Here is a 24,706-nt window from a genome sequence, read left to right on the forward strand (position 1 = left end):
TCGAATCGAGAAGTAGCGATGGACCAATCGACACAGACATCCGTGAAGCCGCGCACCCTGGCCGAAAAGGTTTGGGACGACCACGTCGTGGCGCGCGGCCAGGGAGAGGGCGCGGCCAAGGAGCCCGACCTGATCTACATCGACCTGCATCTCGTCCACGAGGTCACGAGCCCGCAGGCATTCGACGGTCTGCGCCTGGCCGGCCGGCCGGTGCGACGGCCCGACCTGACGATCGCCACCGAGGACCACAACGTGCCCACGGTCGACATCGACAAGCCGATCGCTGACCCGGTTTCGCGTACGCAGGTCGAGACATTGCGGCGCAACTGCGAGGAATTCGGCATCCGGCTGCACCCGATGGGCGATGTCGAACAGGGCATTGTGCACATCATCGGACCGCAGCTCGGACTGACGCAGCCTGGTATGACGGTCGTGTGCGGGGACAGTCACACCTCGACCCATGGTGCGTTCGGCGCCATCGCAATGGGTATCGGCACATCCGAGGTCGAGCACGTGATGGCCACGCAGACACTGCCGCTCAAACCGTTCAAGACCATGGCGGTCAACGTCGACGGTGTACTGGCGCCCGGCGTGAGCGCCAAGGACATCATCCTGGCCGTCATTGCCAAGATCGGTACCGGCGGCGGCCAGGGCCATGTCATCGAATACCGGGGCAGTGCCATCGAGGCGCTGTCCATGGAAGGCCGGATGACGGTCTGCAACATGAGCATCGAGGCCGGGGCTCGGGCCGGCATGGTCGCTCCTGACGAGACCACCTTCGAGTTCCTCAAGGGCCGTCCGAACGCTCCCAAGGGGGCCGACTGGGACGCCGCACTGGCTGCGTGGAGCCAGTTGCGCACCGACGAGGGCGCTGAATTCGACACCGAGGTCTACCTGGATGCCGCCACGTTGAGCCCGTTCGTGACGTGGGGAACCAACCCGGGGCAGGGCGTTCCGCTGTCCGCATCGGTTCCCGATCCGGAGTTGATCGGCGACGACGGGGAGCGTGAGTCGGCGGAGAAGGCTTTGGCCTACATGGATCTTCGGCCCGGGATGGCCATGCGTGACATTGCCGTGGACACCGTCTTCGTCGGGTCCTGCACCAACGGCCGGATCGAGGACCTGCGGGTGGTCGCCGACGTACTGCGCGATCGCAAGGTCGCCGACGGGGTGCGGATGCTGGTGGTGCCGGGATCGATGCGGGTCCGGGCCCAGGCCGAATCGGAAGGTCTCGACCGGATATTCACCGCCGCGGGGGCCGAATGGCGTCAGGCCGGCTGCTCGATGTGTCTGGGCATGAACCCCGATCAACTGTCCCCGGGCCAGCGCTGCGCCTCCACTTCCAACCGGAATTTCGAAGGCCGACAGGGCAAGGGGGGCCGCACGCACCTCGTCTCGCCGGCCGTCGCCGCAGCTACCGCCGTACGCGGAAAGCTGGCGTCCCCTGCCGATCTGCCCGCCGCGACCCGCTAAGAAAACCAGAAGGAGAAGCCTGATGGAGGCTTTTAGCACTCACACCGGCATCGGCGTCCCGCTGCGGCGGTCCAATGTCGACACCGACCAGATCATCCCCGCGGTCTATTTGAAGCGGGTAACCCGAACAGGTTTCGAGGATGGATTGTTCGCCGCCTGGCGCACGGATCCGTCGTTCATTCTGAATCTCCCGCCATTCGACAAAGGCTCGGTCTTGGTCGCGGGACCCGATTTCGGTACCGGATCGTCACGCGAACATGCCGTCTGGGCGCTCATGGACTATGGCTTCCGGGTGGTTATCTCATCCCGATTCGCAGATATTTTCCGCGGCAACGCCGGCAAGGCCGGGCTATTGGCCGCCGAAGTCGCCCAAGACGATGTCGAGCTCTTATGGAAGCTCATCGAGCAGAATCCGGGGCTGGAAATCACTGTGAATCTTCAAGATCGAAATGTCGTCGCGGGAACGGTTGTGTTGCCGTTCAGAATTGACGACTACACGGCCTGGCGGCTGCTCGAGGGCCTCGACGATATAGGCCTTACGCTGCGGAAACTCTCTTCGATCGAGGATTACGAGAAGCACCGGCCGACCTGGAAGCCGCGCACTCTGCCGGCCTGATCGGGGGCCTCGTACGGGTGCTTCGGCGCCCGAATTCACCGCGTGCCAAACCCGTTCTGGACCCGACCGGGCGGAGTCCAAGTGGGGCAAGCGGATTGCCGGATTGTTCGCTAGCTACGCCTGAAATTGCGCGTGGCTCTTGGAAATCAGTGGTCACAGGGTTTACCGTGTCCTCTAGTCGGTCCAAGGAGGACCACTGGTTTCGGAGGTTTTGAATGAACAAAGCGGAGCTCATCGACGTACTCACAACCAAACTGGGCACCGATCGTCGGCAGGCTACCGCCGCGGTGGAGAACGTTGTGGACACCATCGTCCGCGCGGTGCACAAGGGCGACAGCGTCACGATCACCGGTTTCGGTGTCTTCGAGCAGCGCCGTCGCGCTGCCCGTGTGGCGCGCAACCCGCGCACCGGCGAGACGGTGAAGGTCAAGCCCACCTCGGTGCCGGCATTCCGTCCGGGCGCTCAGTTCAAGGCGGTTGTCGCTGGGGCGCAGCGTCTCCCGGCTGACGGTCCGGCCGTCAAGCGCGGCGTCACTGCGGGCCCGGCCAAGCGTGCCGCCGCCAAGAAGACCGTCGCCAAGAAGGCTCCGGCCAAGAAGGCGGCTGTCAAGAAGGCGCCGGCCAAGAAGGCCGCGACCAAGGCACCGGCCAAGAAGGCCGCTGTCAAGAAGGCGCCCGCCAAGAAGGCCGCGACCAAGGCTCCGGCCAAGAAGGCCGCGACCAAGGCGCCCGCCAAGAAGGTGGCTGCCAAGAAGGCCCCGGCCAAGAAGGGCCGCAAGTAATTACGGTAAAGGCACGTCGTGAGCCGTAGATGAGCTCACGACGTGCCTTTTCTTGTGCGGTCTACTGCGGCTTGGACAACGGACTGCACATATGGTCGGCGGCTAGTAGTCGACCGTCCGCGATCGACAACACCCACGCGCTGCCCTTCCGATTCCCTGTGGTGGCGGGTCGTACCCGGTCCCGTTCACACCACCAGGAGATCAAACCGGGGATCACCTTGCCTTGTGAGCAGATGACCGGTGTACCTGCGCGCGCTGCGATGTCGAGCAATCGATTGCGAGCGGCCTTGTGATCGTCAGCGTAGGCCTCTTCGGTCAGTGCCGGCTCATTGTGGATGTCCACACCGAGTTCCTGGCCCAGAGGTTCCAAGGTCTGATGGCAGCGCAACCGATCGGCCGCGTAAAGCGTTGTGGCACCGAATGCCAGTAGATGGGCGACCAGCGCTTCGGCCTGTGCCCGCCCCTTCTTGTCCAGCGGTCGGCGTCGGTCGTCACCCTTGAAGCGTGACCGCCGCCCGGCCGATCCGTGCCGCACCACGATCACAGTGTTCGTATCCGGCGGGTGTTTTTCGAAGCGGCGCAACACTTTTCGATCGTGCGGGTAGCCCAGCTGATCCATAGCCGCATTCACCGGCAGCCAGAGGAGCTTGTCCACCTCGTCGTTGGGGGTGAAGTCTCCTCCGGTGGCGCGGGCCGCCCAGTACCAGACCCGCTTGGTGCCCTGCGGAATGTCATAGGAGGTCGAGCCGAGCCGGCGGCCGAGCTGGGCGGTGTAACCCGTCTCCTCGTGAACCTCGCGTACGGCGGCAACTGGATCGGTCTCGCCGAGCTCGACCTTGCCCTTGGGCAGAGACCAATCGTCGTATCGCGGACGGTGGATGACGGCTACCTCGGGCATCGGAGTGCCTGCGGCGTCCTCTCCGTCGCGCCACAACACGGCGCCCGCCGCGAGCACGAGCTTCTTGCCCGGCTTGGCCGCTGTCGTGCTGTCGTCGGACACCTCAACTCCTGCAGGTCGTTCACCAGGTCCGGGCCAGGCGGCCCGGGCCCCGGCGGGGATCAGGGGTGCCGGTGACGTTCCATCAGCGACACCTGGTGGTCGCGGACTGTCTGTCCCTCCTGGGGCAGCGCCGTCCAGTGACCATCGTGTCGTAACTCCCAGCACCGGGTGGCCGGATCCATCGCGGACTCGAACACCTCGTTGAGTTGGGTGGTCAGCCTCGGATCCTTGACCTGAGCCATCACTTCGACACGGCGGTCGAGATTACGATGCATCATGTCCGCACTGCCGATCCAGAACTCGTTGATGGCGCGGAAGTGAATAATGCGCGAGTGCTCCAGGAAGCGTCCGAGGATCGAGCGCACCGTGATGTTGTCGGAGTACCCGGGAACACCGGGACGTAAGGCGCAGATACCCCGCACGACGATCTCGACCGGGACCCCGGCTTGCGACGCCCGGTAGAGCGCATCGATCACCTGTTCGTCGACCAGCGCGTTGGCCTTCAACCGGATTCCGGCCGTGGCTCCCTCACGATGGGCGGCGATCTCGCGGTCGATGCGCTCGACGATGCCCTTGCGCACCCCGCGCGGCGCCACCAGCAGATTGCGGTACGAGTCCTTACGGGAATACCCGGTCAAAGAATTGAACAAGTCGGTGAGGTCGGCGCCGATGTCGGGATCGGCCGTGAGCAACCCGACGTCTTCATACAGGCGTGCGGTTTTCGGGTTGTAGTTGCCGGTACCGATGTGGCAGTAGCGCCGGATCGTCGACCCCTCGCGCCGCACCACGAGGCAGGTCTTGCAGTGCGTCTTGAGTCCGATCAACCCGTAGACCACATGCACCCCGGCCTGTTCGAGTGCTCTGGCCCACTTGATGTTGGCCTGCTCATCGAAGCGAGCCTTGATCTCGACGAGCGCAACTACCTGCTTGCCCGCCTCGGCGGCATCGATCAGGGCGTTGACGATGGGGGAGTCACCGGAGGTGCGGTACAGCGTCTGCTTGATCGCCAGCACGTTGGGATCGGCGGCGGCCTGCTCGATGAAGCGCTGAACGGTGGTGGAAAACGAGTCATAAGGATGGTGCACCAGCACATCCCCGTCGCGCAGTGTGGAGAAAATGCTCTTCGGCGTCTCACGTTCGCCGAAAGCCGGTGGGGTCGCGGGCACGAACGGCCGGTCCTTGAGGGCGGGCCGGTCCACGCCGTAGATCTGCCACAGCGCGGAGAGATCCAGCAGCCCGGGCAACTCGATGACGTCGCCGGGGTCCACGTCCAGTTCCCGCAGCAGCAGTTCGAGCATGCTCTCGGTCATGTCGTCGGACACTTCCAGCCGGACCGGCGAGCCGAACCGCCTGCGGGCCAGTTCGCGTTCCAGCGCCTGCAGCAGGTCCTCGTCGCGATCCTCTTCGACCTCGAAGTCGGCGTTGCGGGTGATCCGGAATGCGTGGTGCTCGACGATCTCGAGACCGGGGAACAACACCGGCAGGAACGCCGCGATCAGTTCCTCCATCGGCAGGAACCGCACCACCGTCGATTCGGCGGAGCCGCTGAGTTCGACGAAGCGGCCGACGTTGTCGGGCACCTTGATCCTGGCGAAATGTTGGCCGCCGTCCTCGGGGTGCTTGACGGTGATCGCCAGGTTCAGGCTCAGCCCGCTGACGAACGGGAACGGGTGAGCCGGATCCACCGCCAGCGGGGTGAGGACCGGGAATACCTGCTCATGGAAGTAGGTGGAAAGCTTCGCGCGTTCGGACTCGTCGAGCTGGGCCCAGTTGACGATGACGATGCCCTCTTCGGCCAGGGCCGGGCGGACGGAGTTGAAGAACACGCTGGCGTGACGGCTGGCGATCTGCTGGGTGCGTTCGTTGATGCGACGCAATTGTTCGCGCGGGGACAGGCCGTCGGCCGAGCGCACCGAAAGTCCCATCTCGTCGCGGCGTTTGAGACCGGCCACCCGGACCATGTAGAACTCGTCGAGATTGGACGCGAAGATCGCCAGGAACTTCGCCCGCTCGAGCAATGGCAGCGAGGTGTCGGCGGCCAGGGCAAGGACCCGGGCGTTGAAGTCCAGCCAGCTCAGCTCGCGGTTGAGGTAGCGGTCCTCGGGCAGCGCGTTGTCCACTGCGGGCGAGGTGGCCGCCGGTGGCGCTTCAGGTGCCGATGACTCGCCGGCCTGCCCCGATACGGCTGCCGCGGCGTCCCGTCGGGAGTGGTCCGATCGGGTACCGGGCTCGGCTTCGGTGGCTTCGCTCATCCGTCCGATCATTCCCTATCGCGCGGGTCCTCGGCTACCTGGTGGCATGCCTGCCGAGGGTGCGTGCCGTTGCGGTGCCGACCCCGAGACGCCGGGCCGCCTGCAAATCGTCGGGAGTGTCGATATCGCAGCGCAGACCGGGCCAGGCTCCGGTGAGTTCGATCGCACCGGAGTGACGATGGCGCGCAGCCGAATCGGTTCCGAAGTGCGGAGCCAGGGCAGTGCCGAACGCGAACAGCGCCGCGGTTCCGGTGCCGTGCCGATCGCCGACGAAACTGCGTTGATAACCGCGGGCCAGGGAAAGGGCCTCGGCCAACTCCTGGGGCTGCAGGGCAGGCAGATCCCCTTGGAGAACAACGATATTCGGTGCAGCGGAGCGAAGCTCGGCCTCGGCCGCGGTGATGGCGTTGTTGAGTGGGTCACGATGACCGGGTGGTGTGGGGTCCATCAGTACCCTGGCGCCGAGTTGTCGGGCGGCCTCCGCCGCGGTCTCGTCGGGGGTGACGACGGTGACAGGGGCGATGGACGATGCGGCGGTGACGGTGTCGACGAGCATGGCCAGCACCACGGCCTCGCGGGTGGCTGCGGAGAAGATGGGCGCCAGCCGGGTTTTGGCGGCTGACAGCCGTTTCACCGCGATCACGAGGGTGACGTCAGCGGCCTGCGTGGCCGCGGCGTTGCCGCTTCGGGAGCCGCTCATGGGTTCATCCTGCCAGCCCGGCCGGTGTCGGCGCGTGGCGCAGCCGCCGGGATAGGGTGAACGGGTGGTAGAGGCTGCGGTGATGGGTGCCGGTGCGTGGGGGACGGCGCTGGCCAAGGTGCTGGCGGACGCGGGAAATCCGGTGACGATGTGGGCCCGGCGTCCCGAGGTTGCCGACGAGATCAACACCGAGCATCGCAACAGTAGGTATCTCGGCGACGTCGTGCTGCCGTCGACGATCCGGGCCACCTCCGATCCGGCCGAGGCGCTGGCCGGCGCCTGCACGGTGCTGCTCGGTGTTCCGGCTCAGCAGCTTCGGGCGAACCTGGTGGAGTGGAAGCACCTGATCGGTGACGACACGACCCTGGTGAGCCTGGCCAAGGGAATCGAGCTCGGCACGCTCATGCGGATGAGTCAGGTGATCGTCCAGGTGACCGGCGCCGATCCGTCCCGGGTCGCGGTGGTGACCGGGCCGAACCTGGCCAGCGAGATCGCCGACGAGCAGCCTGCGGCCACCGTCGTCGCCTGCAGCGACTCCGGACGCGCGGTCGCGCTCCAACGCGCACTGGCCACCGGATATTTCCGGCCCTACACCAACGCCGACGTCGTCGGCGCCGAAGTCGGCGGCGCCTGCAAGAACGTCATCGCGCTGGCCTGCGGTATGGCGGTGGGCGTGGGGCTGGGGGAGAACACCGTGGCCGCCATCATCACCCGCGGCCTGGCCGAGGTCATGCGGCTCGGCATCGCGCTGGGCGCCACCCCCGCCACGCTCGCCGGGTTGGCCGGCGTCGGAGACCTCGTGGCCACCTGCACCTCTCGGCATTCCCGTAACCGCACCTTCGGTGAGCGCCTGGGCAAGGGCGGCACCATGGAATCGGCGTTGATCGCCGCGGGCGGACATGTCGCCGAGGGCGTGGCCTCGTGTGAATCGGTGCTGGCGCTGGCGTCCAGTTACGGTGTCGAGATGCCGTTGACCGACGCCGTTCATCGGGTGTGCCACAAGGGATTGTCGGTGCACGAAGCAGTCGCAGGGCTATTGGGGCGCAGCACCAAACCGGAGTGACAGACCTCCGGCGGCGAGGAGGAACAGCGGGTATGGACGGCTTGTACGGGGATTCCACTCGGAGCGTCAAAGCTGTTGGTCTGGAATCGATTCCAGGACAGCCGGTGGCGCCGATCCCGGTGCCGGCGTCGACGTTCCATCTCTCGCCCGACGAAGCTGAGCCGCTGGACACCTACGGCCGCAGCTCCAACCCGTCGTGGCGGCAACTCGAAGCGGCGCTCGCCGAACTGGAAGGGGCTGCCGCCGCGCTCACATTCGGATCGGGCATGGCCGCGATCACCTCGGCTCTGCGGGTGCTGGCCAAACCGGGATCCACGCTTGTGGTCCCCGCCGACGGCTACTACCAGGTTCGTCGGTACGCAGTGGAATACCTTGCACCGCTTGGTATTACAGTGATCGAGGCGAGCGTTGCCGATATCTGCGCTGCCGCCGCCCGGGCTGACGTGGTGCTAGCCGAGACACCGGCCAATCCGGGGCTCGAGGTCGTCGATCTGCACCGGCTGGCGATGACCTGCCGCAGTCGCGGCGCCACGCTCGTCGTCGACAACACCACCGCCACACCGCTGGGCCAGCAGCCGCTTTCGCTCGGCGCCGACCTCGTGGTGGCCAGTGCCACGAAATCACTGTCGGGGCACAGCGATCTGGTGGCCGGCTACGTGGCGGGCAGCCAGCCCGAGCTGATGGCCGCGGTGGAGCGCGACCGGCTGCTGGCCGGGCCCATCCTTGGTGCGTTCGAGGCCTGGTTGGTGCTGCGCAGCCTCGGCAGTGCCGGACTGCGCTTCGAACGGCAGTGCCAGAACGCCGCAGCCCTGGCGATGCTGCTGCGCAGCCATCCAGCGGTGCGCTCGGTGCGCTATCCCGGGCTGCCCGAAGATCCGGCACACGAGCTGGCGGCCGCCCAGATGAAGCGTTTCGGCGGACTGGTGTCGATAGAGCTGGCCGACGCCGCCGCGGTGCACGCCTTGGTGGAGCGCAGCGCGTTGCTCATCGCCTCGACCAGCTTCGGCGGGATCCACACCTCGGTCGACCGCAGGGCCCGCTGGGGCGACCCCGTGCCCGCCGGTTTCGCCCGCATCTCGGCCGGGATCGAAGACACCGAAGACCTGCTCGCCGACGTAGAGCAGGCGCTGCAGCGCTGAAAGCCCAGGTGGGGATGCGCCGGAAGGCAAGGGCGGACCGGGACGGTAACCTCTCTAGGTTGTGATAGCCCGCAATCGGACCGGATCCCGCACCCGCGTCGCCGTCGTCTACGGCGGGCGTAGCTCTGAGCACGCGATTTCCTGCGTATCGGCAGGCAGCATCCTGCGCAACCTCGACCCGGAGCGATTCGAGGTCGTGGCCGTCGGGATCACCCCCGACGGCTCATGGATGTTGACCGACGGAAGTCCGGAGACGCTCGCGATCACCGACGGCCGGTTGCCCGAGGTGACCGAGACGTCCGGTACCGAGCTCGCGCTGCCTGCCGCCCCGAACCGCAGCGGCCAACTGCTGGCGCTGAGCAACGGTCCCGGTGAGCTGTTGGACGCCGTCGACGTGGTCTTCCCGGTGCTGCACGGCCCCTACGGCGAGGACGGCACCATCCAGGGCCTGCTGGAGTTGGCCGGGATCCCGTACGTGGGCTCCGGTGTGTTGTCCAGCGCCGCGGGCATGGACAAGGAGTTCACCAAGAAGCTGCTCGTCGCCGAGGGCCTGCCGATCGGCGACTTCGTGGTGCTGCGTCCCAACGATCCGACCCTGGATCTGGAGGAGCGGGAGCGCCTCGGCCTGCCGGTGTTCGTCAAGCCTGCCCGGGGTGGCTCGTCGATCGGCGTCAGCCGGGTCGCGGCGTGGGATGAGCTGCCCGCGGCGATCGAACTCGCGCGCCGCCACGACCCCAAGGTCATCGTCGAAGCCGCGATCCCGGGACGCGAACTCGAATGCGGCGTACTCGAATTCCCCGACGGCCAGATCGAAGCCAGCACCGTGGGCGAGATCCGGGTGGCCGGCGTGCGTGGACGCGAGGATGGCTTCTACGACTTCGCCACCAAATACCTTGTCGACGCAGCCGAATTGGATGTTCCCGCCAAGGTGGACGACGACGTCTCCGAGGAGGTCCGCCGGTTGGCCGTGCGTGCCTTCACTGCGATCGACTGCCAGGGGTTGGCCCGTGTCGACTTCTTCCTGACCGACGACGGCCCGGTGATCAACGAGATCAACACGATGCCGGGGTTCACCACCATCTCGATGTTCCCGCGGATGTGGGCGGCCAGCGGCGTCGACTACCCGACACTGCTGACCGCGATGGTCGAGACTGCGCTGGCGCGCGGTACCGGCCTGCGCTGACCTCAGCGCGCCGGAGCCGGCGCCGGCTCCTGGGCGGGCATGGTGCGGGCGATCTGACCGGAGATCTGCTGGATGGGTGTCGGCCCTGACCCCGCGGGCAGGGTCAACGCGACGTACACCGGGCGGTCGACCGCGTACCAGGTGCTGCGCCCCTGATCATCGGCCTCGCTCCCCGGGCCTGTCGCGCCTGCGTCTCCCACCCGGAACCACTGGATCTCATCGACCACCTGCAGCGGAGTGCCGACGACGAAATCGGTGGGGCGCTCCAGCCCGCAGCGCAGCACGACCGGCTCGGTATCGGGCTCGGCGCGCCAGGCCGCGGTGCCCGGTGGGGTGGGGTCCACCGTCGGGGCACGCCGGAAATCTCCGAGCTGCTGTGGCAGTGCGTTCAGGAGGTCGTGGCACTGCTGGCTGTCGGCCTGGGGTGCGGGTATCGACGGAATGGCGACGGGTTGCTGCTCGGGTGAGCGCTGCCGGGACGCCGCGATACCGAGGACCGTGATCAGCACCGAGACCGCAACGACCAGCGCCGCGATCAGCAGGGTGCGGGGTGGTCCATCGGCGGCGTGCGAGTCGGTCACACCACCAACTCTATGGCCGGCCGGCGTTCGCGATCGGGCAGGTCAGGGTCCGGGTGATTCCGGGTACCTGCTGCACTGCCGGCACCACATCGGACTGCAGCGCAGCCAATGTGTCGGCACTGAGACGCAAGACCACGTCATAGGGGCCGGTCACGTATTCGGCGGAGACCACGCCCGGCAGTCCGGCGAGCTGTTTGGCGACGACTTCGGCGCGGCCCACCTCGGTCTGGATCAGCACGTAAGCCTCTACCACCGGCTGTCTCCTTGATCTCGCTGCATAAACTGCTGGCCGCAGGCACCAAACGTACCGCAGGTCGGGTCCGGGTTCTCGGACGCGGCAGCCGACCGTCAGGAGGCGATATGACCGGCGAGACGATCGGTGACGATCCCGGTGACGAGGACGGCGACACTTTGGCGACCGCCGGGGAATTCGCCGTCATCGACCGGCTGGTGTCCGGACGCGCGCAAGCCGACGCCGTGGCGCTGGGCCCGGGTGACGACGCGGCCGTGGTGACGGCGTCCGACGGACGCACCGTGGTCTCCACCGACATGCTGGTGCAGGACCGCCATTTTCGGCTGGACTGGTCGACACCGCACGACATCGGACGCAAGGCCATCGCCCAGAACGCCGCCGATATCGAGGCGATGGGCGGGCGGGCCACCGCGTTCGTGGTGGCGTTCGGTGCACCGCCCGATACCTCCGTCGTGGCCGCGGCGGAAGTGTCCGACGGACTGTGGGACGAGGCGCGTCGGCTGGGTGCCAGCATCGCAGGTGGAGATCTGGTCAGCGCCCCGCTGTGGGTGATATCGGTCACGGTCCTCGGTGACCTCGGCGGCCGGGAACCGGTGCGCCGCAGCGGTGCCCGCGCCGGCGACACTGTCGCGGTGGCGGGCGAGTTGGGACGATCGGCAGCCGGATACGCGCTGTGGGAGCGCGGCGTCGAAGGGCCCGTCGGGTTCGGTGAACTGCGGCAGCGGCACCTGACCCCGCAGCCGCCATATGGTCAGGGTGCCCGGGCGGCCGATGCCGGGGCCACCGCCATGACCGATGTCTCCGACGGCCTACTCGCCGACCTGGGCCACATCGCGACGGCCTCCGGGGTCGGCATGGACCTGGACAGCAGCCTTCTCGACACCGATCGCCTGGCCGTCGCCGAGGCTGCCACGGCAGTGGGCGCCGACCCATTGGCGTGGGTTTTGGGCGGTGGCGAGGACCATGCGCTGGCCGCAACATTCCCCGGTGCGCCACCGCCGGGCTGGCGGGCCATCGGACGGGTGATCGAAAGCCCGGCAAGGGTGCTCGTCGACGGCGCCACGTGGGCGGGAAATGCGGGATGGCAGTCGTTCGACTGAGGGCGCACGCTAGGTTGGTTTTCCGTGACTGCGGAAGCGAGGAGCGATTCAACGGGGGCACGTCCCCTGACTGAACTTGTCGAGGACGGCTGGGCTCGTGCGCTCAAACCGGTGGAAACGCAGGTCGCGCAGATGGGGGACTTCCTCCGCGACGAACTCGCGGCCGGCCGACGGTACCTGCCTTCGGGTCAGAATATTCTGCGCGCCTTCACTTTTCCCTTCGACCGGGTGCGCGTGCTGATCGTCGGTCAGGATCCCTACCCGACACCGGGGCACGCGGTCGGCCTCAGTTTCTCGGTGGGCGCCGATGTCCGTCCGCTGCCGCGCAGCCTGTCGAACATCTTCAACGAGTACACCCAGGATCTGGGCTACCCGCAGCCGGCAAACGGTGACCTCACCCCGTGGGCACAACAGGGCGTGATGCTGCTGAACAGGGTGCTCACGGTGTCGCCGGGTACGCCGGCCTCACACCGCGGTAAGGGTTGGGAAGCGGTCACAGAGTGTGCGATCCGGGCGCTCGTCGCGCGCGAGCAGCCGATGGTGGCAGTGCTGTGGGGCCGTGACGCATCCACCCTCAAACCGCTACTGGCCGAAGGTGACTGCGCGACGATCGAATCACCCCACCCTTCGCCGTTGTCGGCGTCGCGGGGATTCTTCGGGTCGCGCCCGTTCAGCCGGGCCAACGAACTGCTGCTGCAGTCGGGCGCTGACCCGATCGAATGGCGGCTGCCCTGAGGTGATCAGGGCATGGGAATCGCCGGCGGCGCGGGGATCGCGGGCGGCGCAGGGATCGGCGGGGGCGAGGGGATACCCGGTGAGGGAATCTGGATAGTCATGTCCCCGCCGCCGTCGGTCGCAGGACCGGGCATCTCAGCCGGTGGCGACGCGGGTCCAGGCGACACCGGGGTTTCGATCACTGTGGTCTCGGTGTGGGTCGCCGGACCTTCCGAGGTCACCGGAGCCTCCGTTGTCGAGGGAGTCTCGGACGTGGTGTTGCCATCGGAGGCGGTGCCGCCGCATGCGGACAGCACGAAACCGACCGCAACTGCGGCCGCAAATGCACAGATCGGTGTCTGTGGTGCACGACATGAGGTCATGACGACAGGAATTACCCTGCCGTGTCCTCAGGTAAACAAGCGCGTCGCGCACCGATCAGGCGCGCGAGACTAGCCGCGCGAGACCTTGCCGGCCTTGATGCAGGAGGTGCAGGCGTTCACGCGCTGCTTGTTGCCACCCGGACGCGCCACGGCACGCACCGACTGGATGTTCGGATCCCAGCGCCGGCTGGTCCGCCGATGCGAGTGCGACACCGACTTGCCGAAGCCGGGCGCCTTTCCGCAGATATCGCACACGGCAGCCATATCAACAACTCCTCGAAATCAGTACTTGGGGGGTCTGGGCCCACTCGCCGCAAACGGCGGGGCTCGACCCGACAACCTGATCAGAATACCGGGAGGCCAGAGGATCGCCAAAACGGGTCGTGAGTACGGCCCCAGGTTGTCCACAGACAGCGGTGCTCTGATCGGGTTTGTCGCTGTCACTGGATAGGCTGGCGGCCACGGCGATGACCGCGCCGCACGGGGGATCGCACCGGGTTTCGGTGGGGATCTGATTCGGGGATTGGGAGGTCCGATGTCGGCTCGGCGGTTGGATGCCCCCGCTCTGCGGGCCTGGGCCCATGCCGCTGTCGATGAGCTGATTGTCCACACCGACGAGATCAACCGGCTCAACGTGTTCCCGGTGGCTGATGCCGATACCGGGACAAACATGCTGTTCACGATGCGTTCGGCGTGGGCGCACGTCGACGCCGAGCCGGCCGGCGCCGACATCTCGGCGGTGGCCGGCGCGTTGGCGGCGGGAGCGTTGCAGGGCGCCCGCGGCAACTCCGGGGTGATCCTGTCCCAGATTCTGCTCGGCCTGGCCGAGGTCATCACCACCGCGGCGGCCCGACGTGACGGTGACCTCTCGGCGGTGGATGGCGCGCTGTTCGGTACGGCGCTGCGTCACGCTGCAGTCCTGGCCGTCACCTCGATGGGTGAGCCCGTGCCGGGGACCATCGTGTCCGTGCTGCAGGCGGCCGCCGAGGCCGGCGAACGGTGCGCGGCTGCCGGCGGTGACGTCGCCGATGTGGCGGCCGCTGCCGGCGAGGCCGCATCGGCAGCTCTGGACCGCACACCGGAACAACTGGACGTGCTGGCCAAGGCCGGGGTGGTCGATTCCGGCGGTCGTGGCCTGCTCGTCCTGCTCGACGCCATGACAGCCACATTGGCCGGCCACTCGCCCCGCCGGCCGGTCTACACCCCGGCCTCGCCGCAGGCCGCACTCGCGGCCGCGGCCGCTCCGCCGCAGTTCGAGGTCATGTACCTGCTGAGCGGGTGCGGCGCGCCTGCCGTCGAGGGGCTGCGGGCAGCGCTGGAGCTGGTGGGTGAGTCGGTGGCGATCGCCGCCTCGGGCAGCGATCAGTACTCGGTGCACGTCCATCTCGACGACGCCGGAGCTGCCGTTGAGGCCGGGCTGGCCGTGGGGTCGCTGAACCGGATTCAGATCACCGCGCTCACCGCCGCCGCGGGTGTCAGGCCTTCCGGTGGATGGGCCCGTGACCGGGCCGTGCTGGCAGTGGCCGACGGGGACGGCGGTGTCGAACTGTTCGCGGGGGAGGGTGCACAGGTACTGCGGCCCGATGCCGGCGAGCCGATCAATGCGCAGCAGTTGCTGCGTGCCCTGATCGATGTGGGTGCGGCCCAGGTCATGGTGTTGCCCAACGGATACGTCGCCGCCGAGGAGCTGGTCGCCGGCTGCACGGCGGCGATCGGCTGGGGGATCGACGTGGTGCCGGTCCCGGCCGGTTCGATGGTGCAGGGGTTGGCGGCGCTGGCCGTCCACGATGAGGGCCGACAAGCCGTCGACGACGGGTACACCATGGCGCGCGCCGCCGCGGGGGCGCGGCACGGTGCGGTGCGGATCGCCACCGAAGAGGCGCTGACCTGGGCGGGATCCTGCAAGCCGGGCGACGGGCTCGGCATCGCCGGAGATGAGGTGCTGATCGTCGGGCCGGACCTCACCACAGCGGCGGCCGGGTTGATCGATTTGCTGATGGTGGCCGGCGGAGAGCTGATCACCGTGCTGACCGGCGACGGTGTGGACGGCGCCGTGGGGGAGGCGCTGCAGGCTCACGTGCACCGCGCGCACCTCGGCGCCGAATTGGTGACCTATCACACCGGCCATCGTGGTGACGCCCTGCTGATCGGGGTGGAGTAGTGGTCAGCCTCAGCGAACGCCTCGAGTTCGTGATCGGAAAGAAGAACGCGGACAAGCTGAATGCCAATTTCGGCCTCCGCACGGTCAATGACCTCCTGCGGCATTACCCGCGCAAGTACAGCGACGGTATGACGGTGCGTGAGGAGGGGGAGGCGCTCGACCTGGAAGAGGGTGAGCACGTCACCTTCATCGACGTGGTGACGAAAGCCGAGATCGGCGAGATGCGGTCGACCGTCCGGACCAAATCCGGCGGGACCAGGCGGGCCAAGTACCTGCGGGTGGCGCTGGGGAACCATCGTCCGGCGGTGACGGCCACGTTCTTCAACGCCGGTTGGATGGTCGACAAGGTGGAGAAGGACACCCGCCTGATGCTGTCCGGCGAGGTCAAGTACTTCCGCAACACGCTGCAGTTGAACCATCCCGCCTTCTTGGTGCTCAATCCGCCGCCGGGCAAGCAGATCGGCACCAAGTCGCTGACCACCATCGCGTCGGCATCGGGTGCCAGCGGCGAGGAGATGCTGGCCGAGTTCGAGCGGGATTTCTTCCCGATCTACCCGGCGTCGGCCAAGGTGCAGAGCTGGGACATCTACGCGTGCGTGCGCCAGACCCTCGACATGCTCGACCCGGTTCCGGATCCTTTGCCGGAAGACTTTGTCCGCCAACACAATCTGATGTCCGAAGATGAGGCGCTGCGGGCCATCCACCTGGCCGAGAACACCACTGCGCGGGAGCGTGCCGGCGAGCGGCTGACCTACGACGAAGCGATCGGGCTGCAGTGGGGGCTGGTGGCCCGGCGCTACAGCGAGCTGAGTGAATCCGGCCCTGCCGCACCACGAATCGACGACGGATTGGCCGCAACGATGCGCGGTCGGCTGCCGTTCGAGCTGACCACCGGGCAGTCCGAGGTGCTGGAGGTGATCTCGGACGAACTGGCCTCGATGCGGCCGATGAACCGGATGCTGCAGGGCGAGGTGGGCTCGGGCAAGACCATCGTGTCGGTGCTGGCGATGCTGCAGATGGTCGATGCGGGCTACCAGTGTGCCCTGCTGGCGCCCACCGAAGTGCTTGCCGCCCAACATGCCCGCTCGATTCGTGACGTGCTGGGGCCGCTGGCGATGTCAGGGCAGCTCGGCGGGGCCGATGCGGCGACCGGAGTCGCGCTGCTCACCGGGTCGATGACGGCGCCGCAAAAGCGTGCCGTGCGCGACGAGGTGGCGTCCGGGCGGGCCGGCATCGTCGTCGGCACACACGCCCTGCTGCAGGAGGCGGTCGAGTTCCACAACCTGGGCATGGTGGTCGTCGACGAACAGCACCGGTTCGGTGTGGAGCAACGGGATACGTTGCGCGCCAAGGCCCGTGACGGATTGACGCCCCATCTGCTGGTGATGACGGCCACGCCGATTCCGCGCACCGTCGCGCTCACCGTGTACGGCGATCTGGAGACCTCGACGCTGCGCGAGCTGCCCAGGGGTCGCCAACCCATCACCACCAACACAATTTTCATCTCGCAGAAGCCGGCCTGGCTGGACCGGGCCTGGGCCCGCATCCGCGAGGAAGTGGCCGCGGGGCGACAGGCCTATGTGGTCGCCTCACGCATCGACGAGTCCGACAAGCCCGGCGACAAGAGCGATGGGCGCGGCGGCCCGCCGCCGGTCACGGTGGTCGATCTCTTCGACAGGCTGAGTGCGGGCCCGCTGTCCGGGTTACGGCTCGGCCTGATGCACGGCAGGCTGTCCGGTGACGAGAAGGACGCGGTGATGGGCGCTTTCCGGGCCGGCGAGATCGATGTGCTGGTGTGTACCACCGTCATCGAGGTCGGCGTCGACGTACCCAACTCCACCATGATGGTGGTGATGGACGCCGACCGGTTCGGCATCAGCCAGCTTCATCAGCTGCGCGGCCGGATCGGCCGCGGGCAGCACCCCAGCCTCTGCCTGCTCGCCACCCGGCTGCCGGAGACCTCCAAGGCCGGTGAGCGGATCAAGGCCGTTGCGGCGACCCTCGATGGATTCGCCCTGGCGGATCTGGATCTCGACGAGCGGCGCGAGGGAGACGTGCTGGGCCTCAACCAGTCCGGGCGCACCATCAACCTGCGTTTCCTGTCCCTGCGGGATCATCTCGAAGTGATCCAGGAGGCCCGGGCATTCTGCGAGCAGCGTTACGCGCAGAGTCAGCACGATCCCGGAATGGATCTGCTGGCAGCACAATTCGTCAACACCGACCGCGTCGAGTACCTGGACAAGGCGTGACCCGCCGCCGGATTTGGTGGCTAGCCGCAGCCGTGGCACTCGCAGTGGTCGTCGCCATCCAGGTGACGTGGTCGACGCAACGTCCCGCCCGGTTCGCCGCCCAGGCGCAACCGCCCGGCGTCGCGCCGGGGGTGGATCTGCTGGCCGGAGTGTCCGAGGTGCCGGTGCGGGTGCGCGGCAACGACTATCGCCGCGCGGCGTTCGGTGAGTCCTGGGACGACGACAACAGCGCGCCCGGTGGACACAACGGCTGTGACACCCGCAACGACATCCTCGACCGTGACCTCGTCGACAAGACGTTCGTGGCGCTCAAGCGGTGCCCGACCGCCGTGGCGACCGGTACCCTGCACGACCCGTATACGAATGCGGTCGTGTCGTTCGTGCGCGGCAATCAGACCGGTGCCTCGGTGCAGATCGACCACATCGTGCCGCTGGCGTTGGCCTGGGACCTGGGCGCGCGGGACTGGCCCGATGACCTGCGGCTGCGGTTCGCCAACGACCCGGCCAATCTGCTGGCGGTCGCCGGTAAGCCCAACCAGGACAAGGGCGATCAGGAGCCTGCGCACTGGATGCCGCCCAACCGGGCGTTCTGGTGCCAGTACGCGGTGCAGTTCGCCGAGGTGCTGCGCGGCTACGCGCTGCCGGTCGACACCGCGTCGGCCGGGGTCCTGCGCGAAGCTGCCGGCACCTGCCCGACGGGCTGACCTGCTCGTCGGTTCGTTACGGGTGTGATGGCCGGACACCGGCACTAGGGTCGGACCATGATCAACGAGGATGTTGCTAGAACGGCTCGCCCCAAGGGATTTCCCCCGTTGGATGCCTCGACGATCTACCGTCAGGTCGACCTTGACCACCTGGTACGCGCCTACAGCGACCTGCACCCAGAGGCGGCGTTCATGGCATTGTTCAATGCGTATTTCGCGGAAGGTTCAACCGCTCAGAACATCGGCATCATGGAGACCTCGGTGGATTCCCGCCACGTGGTGCTGACTGCCAACAGCGAAACGATCTACGCCGTGCATCCGGTGAATCTGGCCGACCAGGGTGGCGCTGTCGTAGTGCAGGTGCCGCCGCGGGTCATGGGCATGGCTAATGCACCCGGTTGGGTGAACATCACCGACATCGGCGGCCTGGGACCTGACCAGGGCAAGGGCGGCACCTACGTGTTCACCGCGCCGGGATTCGACGGGGCCGTGCCGGCAGACTGTTTTCACTTTCGCGCTCCGACCAACACAATCGTGTGGCTGCTGCGTGGGTTCGTCGAGAACGGTGACACCGCGGCGACGGTGAGGTTCATGAAGGAGCACATCAGGACCTATCCGTTGGCTGCCGCCGACGGCCCACCGGAGACCACGTTCTACAACACTTCTGAGAGCCAGGCGCTGGGCCACCCGATGAACATGCTGTATGAGAGGGAGGATGTCTTCGGGCTGATCAGGCAGTTCTTCGACATGAACGGGTCGGCTTATGTCGTGCACCGTTACATTCACAGCCATCTCGTCGACATGGGTTTCTTCGACGGGACAGTCGATGCGGCGTTGCTCGACGAGGCTGCCGCGATCGGTGACGTACGGCTGCGTACGCTGACTTTCAATAATCGAGCGCCCGATGCCGTCAAGTGGCCCGGTAAGAGTGGATGGCAGTGGGCCAACAACTTCGCCGACGAGCTCTTCACCGGGCGGCACTCGGGACTCTACTCGGCCAGCCAGCATCTAGTGTGGGCGCACCAAGCGACGTTCAACTCGGTAGGGATGACCAGGCCACCGAAAGGTGCTGGCTCCCAGTACATCACGGCGACCAAGGATGCCGATGGCCGGTGGCTCGACGGCGGAAAGCGCTACACGCTGACCTTGCCTCCCAACCCGCCGGCCAAGGACTTCTGGTCGATCATCGCCTACGATGCTACCAACCGTTCGATGGTGCAGAACGACGAATTCCGTTGGGGCGTCAATAGTTACGCCAACGATCTTGGCGTGGAAGAGGATGGGTCGATCCGGTTGCACTTCAGCCCAGTGAAACCGGACGGGGCCAACCAACGCAACTGGATCCAGACCAATCCCGGGCAGGGATACTTCGTCTGGTTCAGGACCTACGGTCCCACTGATGCCTGGTACGACGGTTCCTGGATATTGCCCGACGTCACGATCGAGGAACCGGAAGCCTGAAATGTTCCCACCGTCGAACCCGTTCCTGTTGGCATCGAGCATCCAGCCGATCATCCATTACGACTGCGGGCAGAGCGACGCTGTGCCCGTCGAGGACTGGTCGGGCGAGCATCGCGTCGATCCGGCTCAGGTTGACTACCTGCCCGCACCGGTCGCGATTCCGGGTTGTGTGCACCGCCCTTATCCCGATGGCACCGGGGCGTTGATCGTGACAACCAACTGCTCGGCTACCAAGGTGCGTATCGACGGCGGCCGCTTCGAGGTGGTGCACGAGCTTGTCGTGCCCGGCTTCGAGCAGACCCACGTCACCGGCGACAAAGTTCGATCGCTGATCTCGGCGATGGACTGCGCATGGCTCGATGAGAACGCCGTGCTGGCGGCGCTGAAGGGATACCTCGTCGCACACGGGTGACCGTTGCCAATGCGGCGAGAGCTACAAGTTCAACTGCGCCGGCGGTTTCATCTGGCCATTGCCTTCCGGCGACATCTTCGTCGGCGGAATGTTCGGTCCGGTCCTTATTCGTAGGGCAGCGGAAGGGCTGGTCAGCCCGTGAACGTCGCCGGGTCGGGCCGGAATCGGGTGCCGTCGTCGAGCCCGTTGAGGCTGTCCATCTGTTCGGTGGTCAGCTCGAAGCCGAACACGTCGAGATTGGAAGCGATGCGCTCCGGGTTGGTCGACCGGGAGATCACGATGTTGCCCAGCTGGATGCTCCAGCGGATCAGGACCTGCGCCGGGGTCTTGCCGTGCGCCTCGGCGATGGCCGTGACGGCCGCGTTGTCGAGCAGGCTGCCGACGCCGAGCGGGCTGTAGGCCTGCGTGACGACGTTGTACTGGGCGTTGGCGGCGCGCCAGGCACTCTGGTTGAGCAACGGGTGCAGCTCGATCTGGTTTACCGCAGGAGCGACGAACGTCAGGTCCACGATCGTCGACAGGTTCTCGGGGCTGAAGTTGGACACGCCGGTGGAGCGGGTCATCCCCTCCTGCTTGAGCGCCATCAGTCCACCCCAGCTGTCGACGTACTTGCCGATGTCGTTGCCGGGCCAATGAATCAGGTAGAGGTCCACATAGTCGAGGCCGAGCCGCTCCAGGCTGGCGCGCCCGGCGTCCTGGGACGACGTGAAACCGTGATCGGCGATGTCCAGTTTCGTGGTGACCGAGATCTCCTCGCGCGGAATGCCCGATGCCGCGATGGCACGGCCGACGCCGGCCTCGTTGCCATAGGCGGCCGCGGTGTCGATCAAGCGGTGACCGGCCTCAAGGGCCGCCGATACCACGCGCTCCGCCTCGGAATCCGAGAGTCCGCCGACGCCCAGGCCGACGACCGGGATCGTGCGGTCGTCGTTGAGCGTGACGGTGGGAATCGCAGCCCCGTCCGAGGAGGTCATGGCACCTATCCTGTGAAGTTGAAGGTTCGGGGGTCGGGTCCCAGGCGGGTGTCCGTCTCCAACGAGGCGATGGCCGACATGTCCGACTCGTCCAGATCGAAATCGAACACGTCGAAATTGCTGACAATCCGCTCGGGGTTCACCGACTTGGGGATGACGATATTACCCAGATGTATATGCCACCTAATCAGTACCTGTGCGGCGGTTTTACCGTGCCGTTCGGCGATGCCGGTGATCACCGGATCGGTGAGCAACGAGCCCTGGCCCAGCGGGCTCCACGCCTCGGTGGCGATGCCCAATCTGGCGTGTACCTCGCGAAGCTCATGTTGCGGTAGCAGCGGGTGCAATTCGATCTGATTGACCGCAGGCACGATGCCGGTGGCGTCGATCAGCACCGTCAGGTGTTCGGGCGCGAAGTTGCTGACCCCGATGGATCGGATCCGGCCCTGATCGCGCAGGTGCGCGAAGGCCTTGAAGGTGTCGACGTAGGCGTTGTTGGCCGGCACCGGCCAGTGGATGAGATACAGGTCGAGGTAGTCGACGCCGAGCCGGTCCAGGCTCGCGTCGAACGCGGCCAGCGTCGAGTCATATCCCTGATCGCTGTTCCACAGCTTGGTCACCAGGAACACGTCTTCGCGTGGGACCCCGGAGTTGGCCAGGCCGCGGCCGGTTTCGGCCTCGTTGCGGTACGCGGCGGCGGTGTCGATGTGCCGATAGCCTGCCCGCAGGGCCGCGGTGACCGCGCGTTCGGTCTCCTCGGAAGGGGTCTGCCAAACACCCAACCCGACTTGCGGTATCGAATTACCGTCGTTCAGCGTGACACGAGGACTCACAGAGGGAGCAGCCATGACTGAAAGTCTGCCAGGCGGGCAGGTCCAGGGCGGACCTGGTGGCCACAGCCGGGACACGGTCAAACAGGCGGTGCTCGAGCGGGCAACCAAGTTCACCCTGTCCGCGATTCCGAGGATTTCCGACCGGACCAAGCGACTGCTGCTCGGCGGGCGGTCGGTGGTCGTCGATGGCAACACCCTGGACACCACTCTGCAATTCACCCTGGCCGCCCAACGCGCGGCCGGAGTCGGCGGCCTGGTCGCCGATTACGGCCCGGAGTCCGGCGTCGCCGTTTCGCGAGCCGCGCTGAGAGCCACCGCGGCCATGATGAAGGTCCACATCCGCGCGGACGTGACCGAGATTTCGATTCCCGGTCCGGCCGGTCCCATCCCGGCGCGACGTTATGTCCCGGACGGCACCGGATCCCCGCTCACCTCGGCGCTGCTGTTGTACTTCCACGGCGGCGGCTTCGTGATCGGCGACCTCGACACCCATGACAGCCTGTGCCGGCTGATCTGCCGGGACGGCGGAATTCAGGTGATCTCCGTCGACTACCGGCTCGCGCCGGAGCACAAGGCACCCGCCGCTGTCGACGACGCCTATGCGGCCTACCGCTGGGCGCTCGACCATGCTGCCGGCCTGGGCGCCACGCGCGTCGTCGTAGGTGGAGACAGCGCGGGCGGCAACCTGGCGGCCGTCGTGGCACAGCAGGCCCGCGACTCCGAACTGCCGCTGCCCGCGCTGCAGCTGTTGCTCTATCCGGTCACCGACATGTCGAGCGACACCCGATCCAAGACGCTGTTCTCCGACGGCTATTTCCTGAGCAAACGCGACATGGACTGGTTTACCGGGCACTACCTCGACGATGCCGATGTGACCGCCGACGATCCCGTGATCTCACCGCTGCTGAGCGAGGATCTCTCCGGCCTGCCGCCTGCGCTGGTGGTCACTGCCGGGTTCGACCCGCTGCGTGACGAGGGCAACCGCTACGCGAGAGCCCTCCAGGACGCCGGGGTGGTGGTGGACCTCCGCGAAGAGCGGTCGATGATCCACGCGTTCGCCAACTTCTTCCCGCTGGGAGGCGGCAGTGCCACCGCGACGAGCGCAATGATCTCGGCCCTGCGCGCACATCTCAGCCACGCCGAAAGTTGACCTGTAGGCGCCGGTACGCTTGTCGACGTGGCCAAACCGAAGAAGACCGCGAAGTACGACCTCAAGGCGGCTGATCGCAAGCGCAACCTGTTCGTTCAGATCGGGCTGACAGCCGTGGTGGTGCTGTTCGCCGTCGGCCTGGTGCTCTACATCGTGATGACCGGCCACAAGCGGCCCGCCACCGGGGAGGCCAGGGCCGTCCACGTGGCCGCGCCCAGTGTGATCACCAAAGAGGGGACATCTGAGCCCAAGGTGACGCTGAGCCTCTACGAGGATTTCCTGTGCCCGGCGTGCGGCATGCTCGAGCAACAGTTCGGCCCGACCATCAACAAGCTCATCGACGCCGGCGCGGTGGCCGTTGACTACCACATGGTCGCGATCCTGGACAAGGCCGGCAACGGCTACTCGTCACGGGCCGGAGGTGCCGCCTACTGCGTCGCCGACGAGTCCATCGACGCGTTCCGCCGCTTCCACTCCGCGCTGTTCACACCCGGAATCCAGCCGCAGGAGGGCGGCGGCGTCTACCCGGACAATGCCCGGATCATCGAGTTGGCCCGCCAGGCCGGTGCCGCCGGTGAGGTGCCCGACTGCATCACCAAGGCTCGCTACGTCGAGATGGTGCAAGGCATGGCCGCAGCCACCGAAATCCACTCGACGCCCACCGTCAAGTTCAACGGTGAGGACTACAGCCCGACCACGCCCGACGCGCTGATCGCGAAGGTCAAGGAAATCGTCGGAGACGTGCCGGCCCTGAACGGCCCCGCTCCCGGCCCGGCCGCCCCGGCCCCCGCACCCGGCGCCCCGGCGGCCCCCGCCGCACCTGCGCCCGGTGCACCTGCAGCCCCCGCACCTGCGCCGGCCCACCCATGAGTGACGCCGCAGCGCCCGAGCTCGACGAACTCGGCGATTCAGGGACCGAGAAGGCCCAGGGGGTCGCCGTCGGCAAGGCCGGTGCGGTATGGATCCTGATCGCCGGTGTCCTCGGGCTGGCGGCGGCGCTGGCGCTCACGGTCGAGAAGATCGAGCTGCTGATCGATCCGAGTTACGTGCCGTCCTGCAGCCTCAACCCGGTGATCTCCTGTGGCTCGGTGATGTCCACGTGGCAGGCATCGGCCTTCGGGTTCCCCAACTCGCTGATCGGGGTGGTCGCGTTCACGGTCATCCTGGTCACGGGTGTTCTGACCGTCGCGGGCGTTCGGTTGCCCCGGTGGTACTGGGCCGGGCTGGCGGCGGGAAGCCTGCTCGGTGTGGTCATGGTGCACTGGCTGATCTTCCAGAGCCTCTACCGCATCGGTGCCCTGTGCCCGTATTGCATGGTGGTGTGGTCGGTGACGATTCCGCTGTTCGTGGTGGTGAGCGCGGTTGCGCTCCGGCCGCTGCACACCAATGCGGTAGCCCGGCTCGTCTACCAGTGGCGGTGGTCGCTCGTGGCGCTCTGGTTCACCTCACTTGTGCTGTTGATCTTGGTGCGTTTCTGGGAATACTGGTCAACGCTCCTGTAACACTTCCGCAATAACTTGTCG

The 24,706-nt window shown here is 66.9% G+C and carries 25 protein-coding genes; 16 read left to right on the forward strand and 9 right to left on the reverse strand.

What is annotated here, in order from left to right; translation table 11 throughout:
- Positions 1–18: 18 nt before the first annotated feature.
- The 3 genes from leuC to AB0I14_RS29520 all read left to right on the forward strand — a co-directional run bounded on the left by leuC (position 19) and on the right by AB0I14_RS29520 (position 2,871).
- Positions 19–1,473, forward strand: coding sequence for a 3-isopropylmalate dehydratase large subunit (gene leuC / locus AB0I14_RS29510; RefSeq protein WP_358029632.1), 1,455 nt, complete (start codon positions 19–21; stop codon positions 1,471–1,473).
- Between the two features lie 22 nt (positions 1,474–1,495).
- A complete protein-coding gene (gene leuD / locus AB0I14_RS29515) occupies positions 1,496–2,089 on the forward strand; it encodes a 3-isopropylmalate dehydratase small subunit (protein ID WP_358029635.1) in 594 nt (197 codons plus the stop codon).
- 215 nt (positions 2,090–2,304) lie between these two features.
- Positions 2,305–2,871: an HU family DNA-binding protein gene (locus AB0I14_RS29520; protein ID WP_358029639.1), complete on the forward strand. Its 567-nt coding sequence runs from the start codon at positions 2,305–2,307 to the stop codon at positions 2,869–2,871.
- A gap of 61 nt (positions 2,872–2,932) precedes the next feature.
- Here AB0I14_RS29520 and AB0I14_RS29525 read toward each other — a convergent pair whose 3' ends face one another.
- The 3 genes from AB0I14_RS29525 to cofC are packed head-to-tail and all read right to left on the reverse strand — an operon-like array spanning position 2,933 to position 6,823.
- Positions 2,933–3,871, reverse strand: a complete 939-nt coding sequence (locus tag AB0I14_RS29525) for an NUDIX hydrolase (RefSeq protein WP_358029642.1) — start codon at positions 3,869–3,871, stop codon at positions 2,933–2,935.
- A gap of 59 nt (positions 3,872–3,930) precedes the next feature.
- Complete coding sequence (locus tag AB0I14_RS29530; RefSeq protein ID WP_358029645.1) at positions 3,931–6,135, reverse strand: RNA degradosome polyphosphate kinase; 2,205 nt, start codon at positions 6,133–6,135, stop codon at positions 3,931–3,933.
- Positions 6,136–6,157: 22 nt separating this feature from the next.
- Positions 6,158–6,823, reverse strand: a complete 666-nt coding sequence (gene cofC, locus AB0I14_RS29535) for a 2-phospho-L-lactate guanylyltransferase (RefSeq protein WP_358029648.1) — start codon at positions 6,821–6,823, stop codon at positions 6,158–6,160.
- An 82-nt stretch (positions 6,824–6,905) separates the two neighbouring features.
- Between cofC and AB0I14_RS29540 the strand changes: the two genes are divergently transcribed.
- From AB0I14_RS29540 to AB0I14_RS29550, 3 genes are all read left to right on the forward strand, one after another.
- The gene (locus AB0I14_RS29540) at positions 6,906–7,886 is read left to right on the forward strand and encodes an NAD(P)H-dependent glycerol-3-phosphate dehydrogenase (protein ID WP_358029911.1); all 981 of its coding nucleotides are present in this window, start codon (positions 6,906–6,908) and stop codon (positions 7,884–7,886) included.
- 32 nt (positions 7,887–7,918) lie between these two features.
- Complete coding sequence (locus AB0I14_RS29545; RefSeq protein WP_358029651.1) at positions 7,919–9,025, forward strand: cystathionine gamma-lyase; 1,107 nt, start codon at positions 7,919–7,921, stop codon at positions 9,023–9,025.
- Between the two features lie 61 nt (positions 9,026–9,086).
- Entirely contained in the window at positions 9,087–10,208 is a 1,122-nt protein-coding gene (locus AB0I14_RS29550; protein WP_358029654.1) for a D-alanine--D-alanine ligase family protein, read from the forward strand.
- 2 nt (positions 10,209–10,210) lie between these two features.
- Here AB0I14_RS29550 and AB0I14_RS29555 read toward each other — a convergent pair whose 3' ends face one another.
- Together AB0I14_RS29555 and AB0I14_RS29560 are read right to left on the reverse strand one after the other, a co-directional pair.
- A complete protein-coding gene (locus AB0I14_RS29555; RefSeq protein ID WP_358029657.1) occupies positions 10,211–10,789 on the reverse strand; it encodes a DUF3515 domain-containing protein in 579 nt (192 codons plus the stop codon).
- 10 nt (positions 10,790–10,799) lie between these two features.
- Positions 10,800–11,042, reverse strand: a complete 243-nt coding sequence (locus AB0I14_RS29560) for an Lrp/AsnC ligand binding domain-containing protein (protein ID WP_358029660.1) — start codon at positions 11,040–11,042, stop codon at positions 10,800–10,802.
- A 107-nt stretch (positions 11,043–11,149) separates the two neighbouring features.
- On the opposite strand from AB0I14_RS29560, the gene AB0I14_RS29565 reads away from it, so the two are divergent.
- Together AB0I14_RS29565 and AB0I14_RS29570 are read left to right on the forward strand one after the other, a co-directional pair.
- A complete protein-coding gene (locus AB0I14_RS29565; protein WP_358029663.1) occupies positions 11,150–12,142 on the forward strand; it encodes a thiamine-phosphate kinase in 993 nt (330 codons plus the stop codon).
- A gap of 24 nt (positions 12,143–12,166) precedes the next feature.
- Positions 12,167–12,877 carry a uracil-DNA glycosylase gene (locus AB0I14_RS29570; protein WP_358029666.1) on the forward strand — a complete coding sequence of 237 codons (711 nt, stop codon included), beginning with the start codon at positions 12,167–12,169 and terminating at the stop codon, positions 12,875–12,877.
- 5 nt (positions 12,878–12,882) lie between these two features.
- On the opposite strand, the gene AB0I14_RS29575 is transcribed toward AB0I14_RS29570, so the two are convergent.
- Together AB0I14_RS29575 and rpmB are read right to left on the reverse strand one after the other, a co-directional pair.
- Positions 12,883–13,098 (reverse strand): hypothetical protein, encoded by a 216-nt coding sequence (locus tag AB0I14_RS29575; protein ID WP_358029670.1) that lies wholly within the window; start codon positions 13,096–13,098, stop codon positions 12,883–12,885.
- Between the two features lie 210 nt (positions 13,099–13,308).
- The gene (gene rpmB, locus AB0I14_RS29580) at positions 13,309–13,503 is read right to left on the reverse strand and encodes a 50S ribosomal protein L28 (RefSeq protein WP_003881125.1); all 195 of its coding nucleotides are present in this window, start codon (positions 13,501–13,503) and stop codon (positions 13,309–13,311) included.
- Between the two features lie 271 nt (positions 13,504–13,774).
- Between rpmB and AB0I14_RS29585 the strand changes: the two genes are divergently transcribed.
- Genes AB0I14_RS29585 through AB0I14_RS29605 form a run of 5 tightly spaced genes read left to right on the forward strand, consistent with a single transcriptional unit; the run spans position 13,775 to position 20,226 of the window.
- Positions 13,775–15,400, forward strand: a complete 1,626-nt coding sequence (locus AB0I14_RS29585; RefSeq protein WP_358029676.1) for a DAK2 domain-containing protein — start codon at positions 13,775–13,777, stop codon at positions 15,398–15,400.
- Positions 15,400–17,649, forward strand: a complete 2,250-nt coding sequence (gene recG / locus AB0I14_RS29590; RefSeq protein ID WP_358029679.1) for an ATP-dependent DNA helicase RecG — start codon at positions 15,400–15,402, stop codon at positions 17,647–17,649. Before AB0I14_RS29585 ends, recG begins: the two co-directional genes overlap by 1 nt.
- The gene (locus AB0I14_RS29595; protein WP_358029682.1) at positions 17,646–18,353 is read left to right on the forward strand and encodes an HNH endonuclease family protein; all 708 of its coding nucleotides are present in this window, start codon (positions 17,646–17,648) and stop codon (positions 18,351–18,353) included. Before recG ends, AB0I14_RS29595 begins: the two co-directional genes overlap by 4 nt.
- Before the next feature lie 57 nt (positions 18,354–18,410).
- Positions 18,411–19,814: a DUF1214 domain-containing protein gene (locus tag AB0I14_RS29600; RefSeq protein ID WP_358029685.1), complete on the forward strand. Its 1,404-nt coding sequence runs from the start codon at positions 18,411–18,413 to the stop codon at positions 19,812–19,814.
- Between the two features lies 1 nt (position 19,815).
- Positions 19,816–20,226 carry a hypothetical protein gene (locus AB0I14_RS29605; RefSeq protein WP_358029688.1) on the forward strand — a complete coding sequence of 137 codons (411 nt, stop codon included), beginning with the start codon at positions 19,816–19,818 and terminating at the stop codon, positions 20,224–20,226.
- Positions 20,227–20,357: 131 nt separating this feature from the next.
- Here the strand turns inward: AB0I14_RS29605 and AB0I14_RS29610 are convergent, their stop codons facing one another.
- Positions 20,358–21,200: an aldo/keto reductase gene (locus AB0I14_RS29610; RefSeq protein ID WP_358029690.1), complete on the reverse strand. Its 843-nt coding sequence runs from the start codon at positions 21,198–21,200 to the stop codon at positions 20,358–20,360.
- Positions 21,201–21,205: 5 nt separating this feature from the next.
- Entirely contained in the window at positions 21,206–22,033 is an 828-nt protein-coding gene (locus AB0I14_RS29615; protein ID WP_358029913.1) for an aldo/keto reductase, read from the reverse strand.
- A gap of 13 nt (positions 22,034–22,046) precedes the next feature.
- Here AB0I14_RS29615 and AB0I14_RS29620 point away from each other — a divergent pair, with 13 nt between their 5' ends.
- From AB0I14_RS29620 to AB0I14_RS29630, 3 genes are read left to right on the forward strand one after another with little or no spacing between them, the layout of a single operon-like run.
- Complete coding sequence (locus AB0I14_RS29620; protein ID WP_358029693.1) at positions 22,047–23,183, forward strand: alpha/beta hydrolase; 1,137 nt, start codon at positions 22,047–22,049, stop codon at positions 23,181–23,183.
- A gap of 27 nt (positions 23,184–23,210) precedes the next feature.
- A complete protein-coding gene (locus AB0I14_RS29625; protein ID WP_358029696.1) occupies positions 23,211–24,053 on the forward strand; it encodes a DsbA family protein in 843 nt (280 codons plus the stop codon).
- Positions 24,050–24,685, forward strand: a complete 636-nt coding sequence (locus AB0I14_RS29630) for a vitamin K epoxide reductase family protein (RefSeq protein WP_358029699.1) — start codon at positions 24,050–24,052, stop codon at positions 24,683–24,685. Before AB0I14_RS29625 ends, AB0I14_RS29630 begins: the two co-directional genes overlap by 4 nt.
- Positions 24,686–24,706: the final 21 nt, after the last annotated feature.

Origin of the sequence: Mycobacterium sp. NPDC050441 (assembly GCF_040655355.1) — a bacterium.
Classification (GTDB): domain Bacteria; phylum Actinomycetota; class Actinomycetes; order Mycobacteriales; family Mycobacteriaceae; genus Mycobacterium.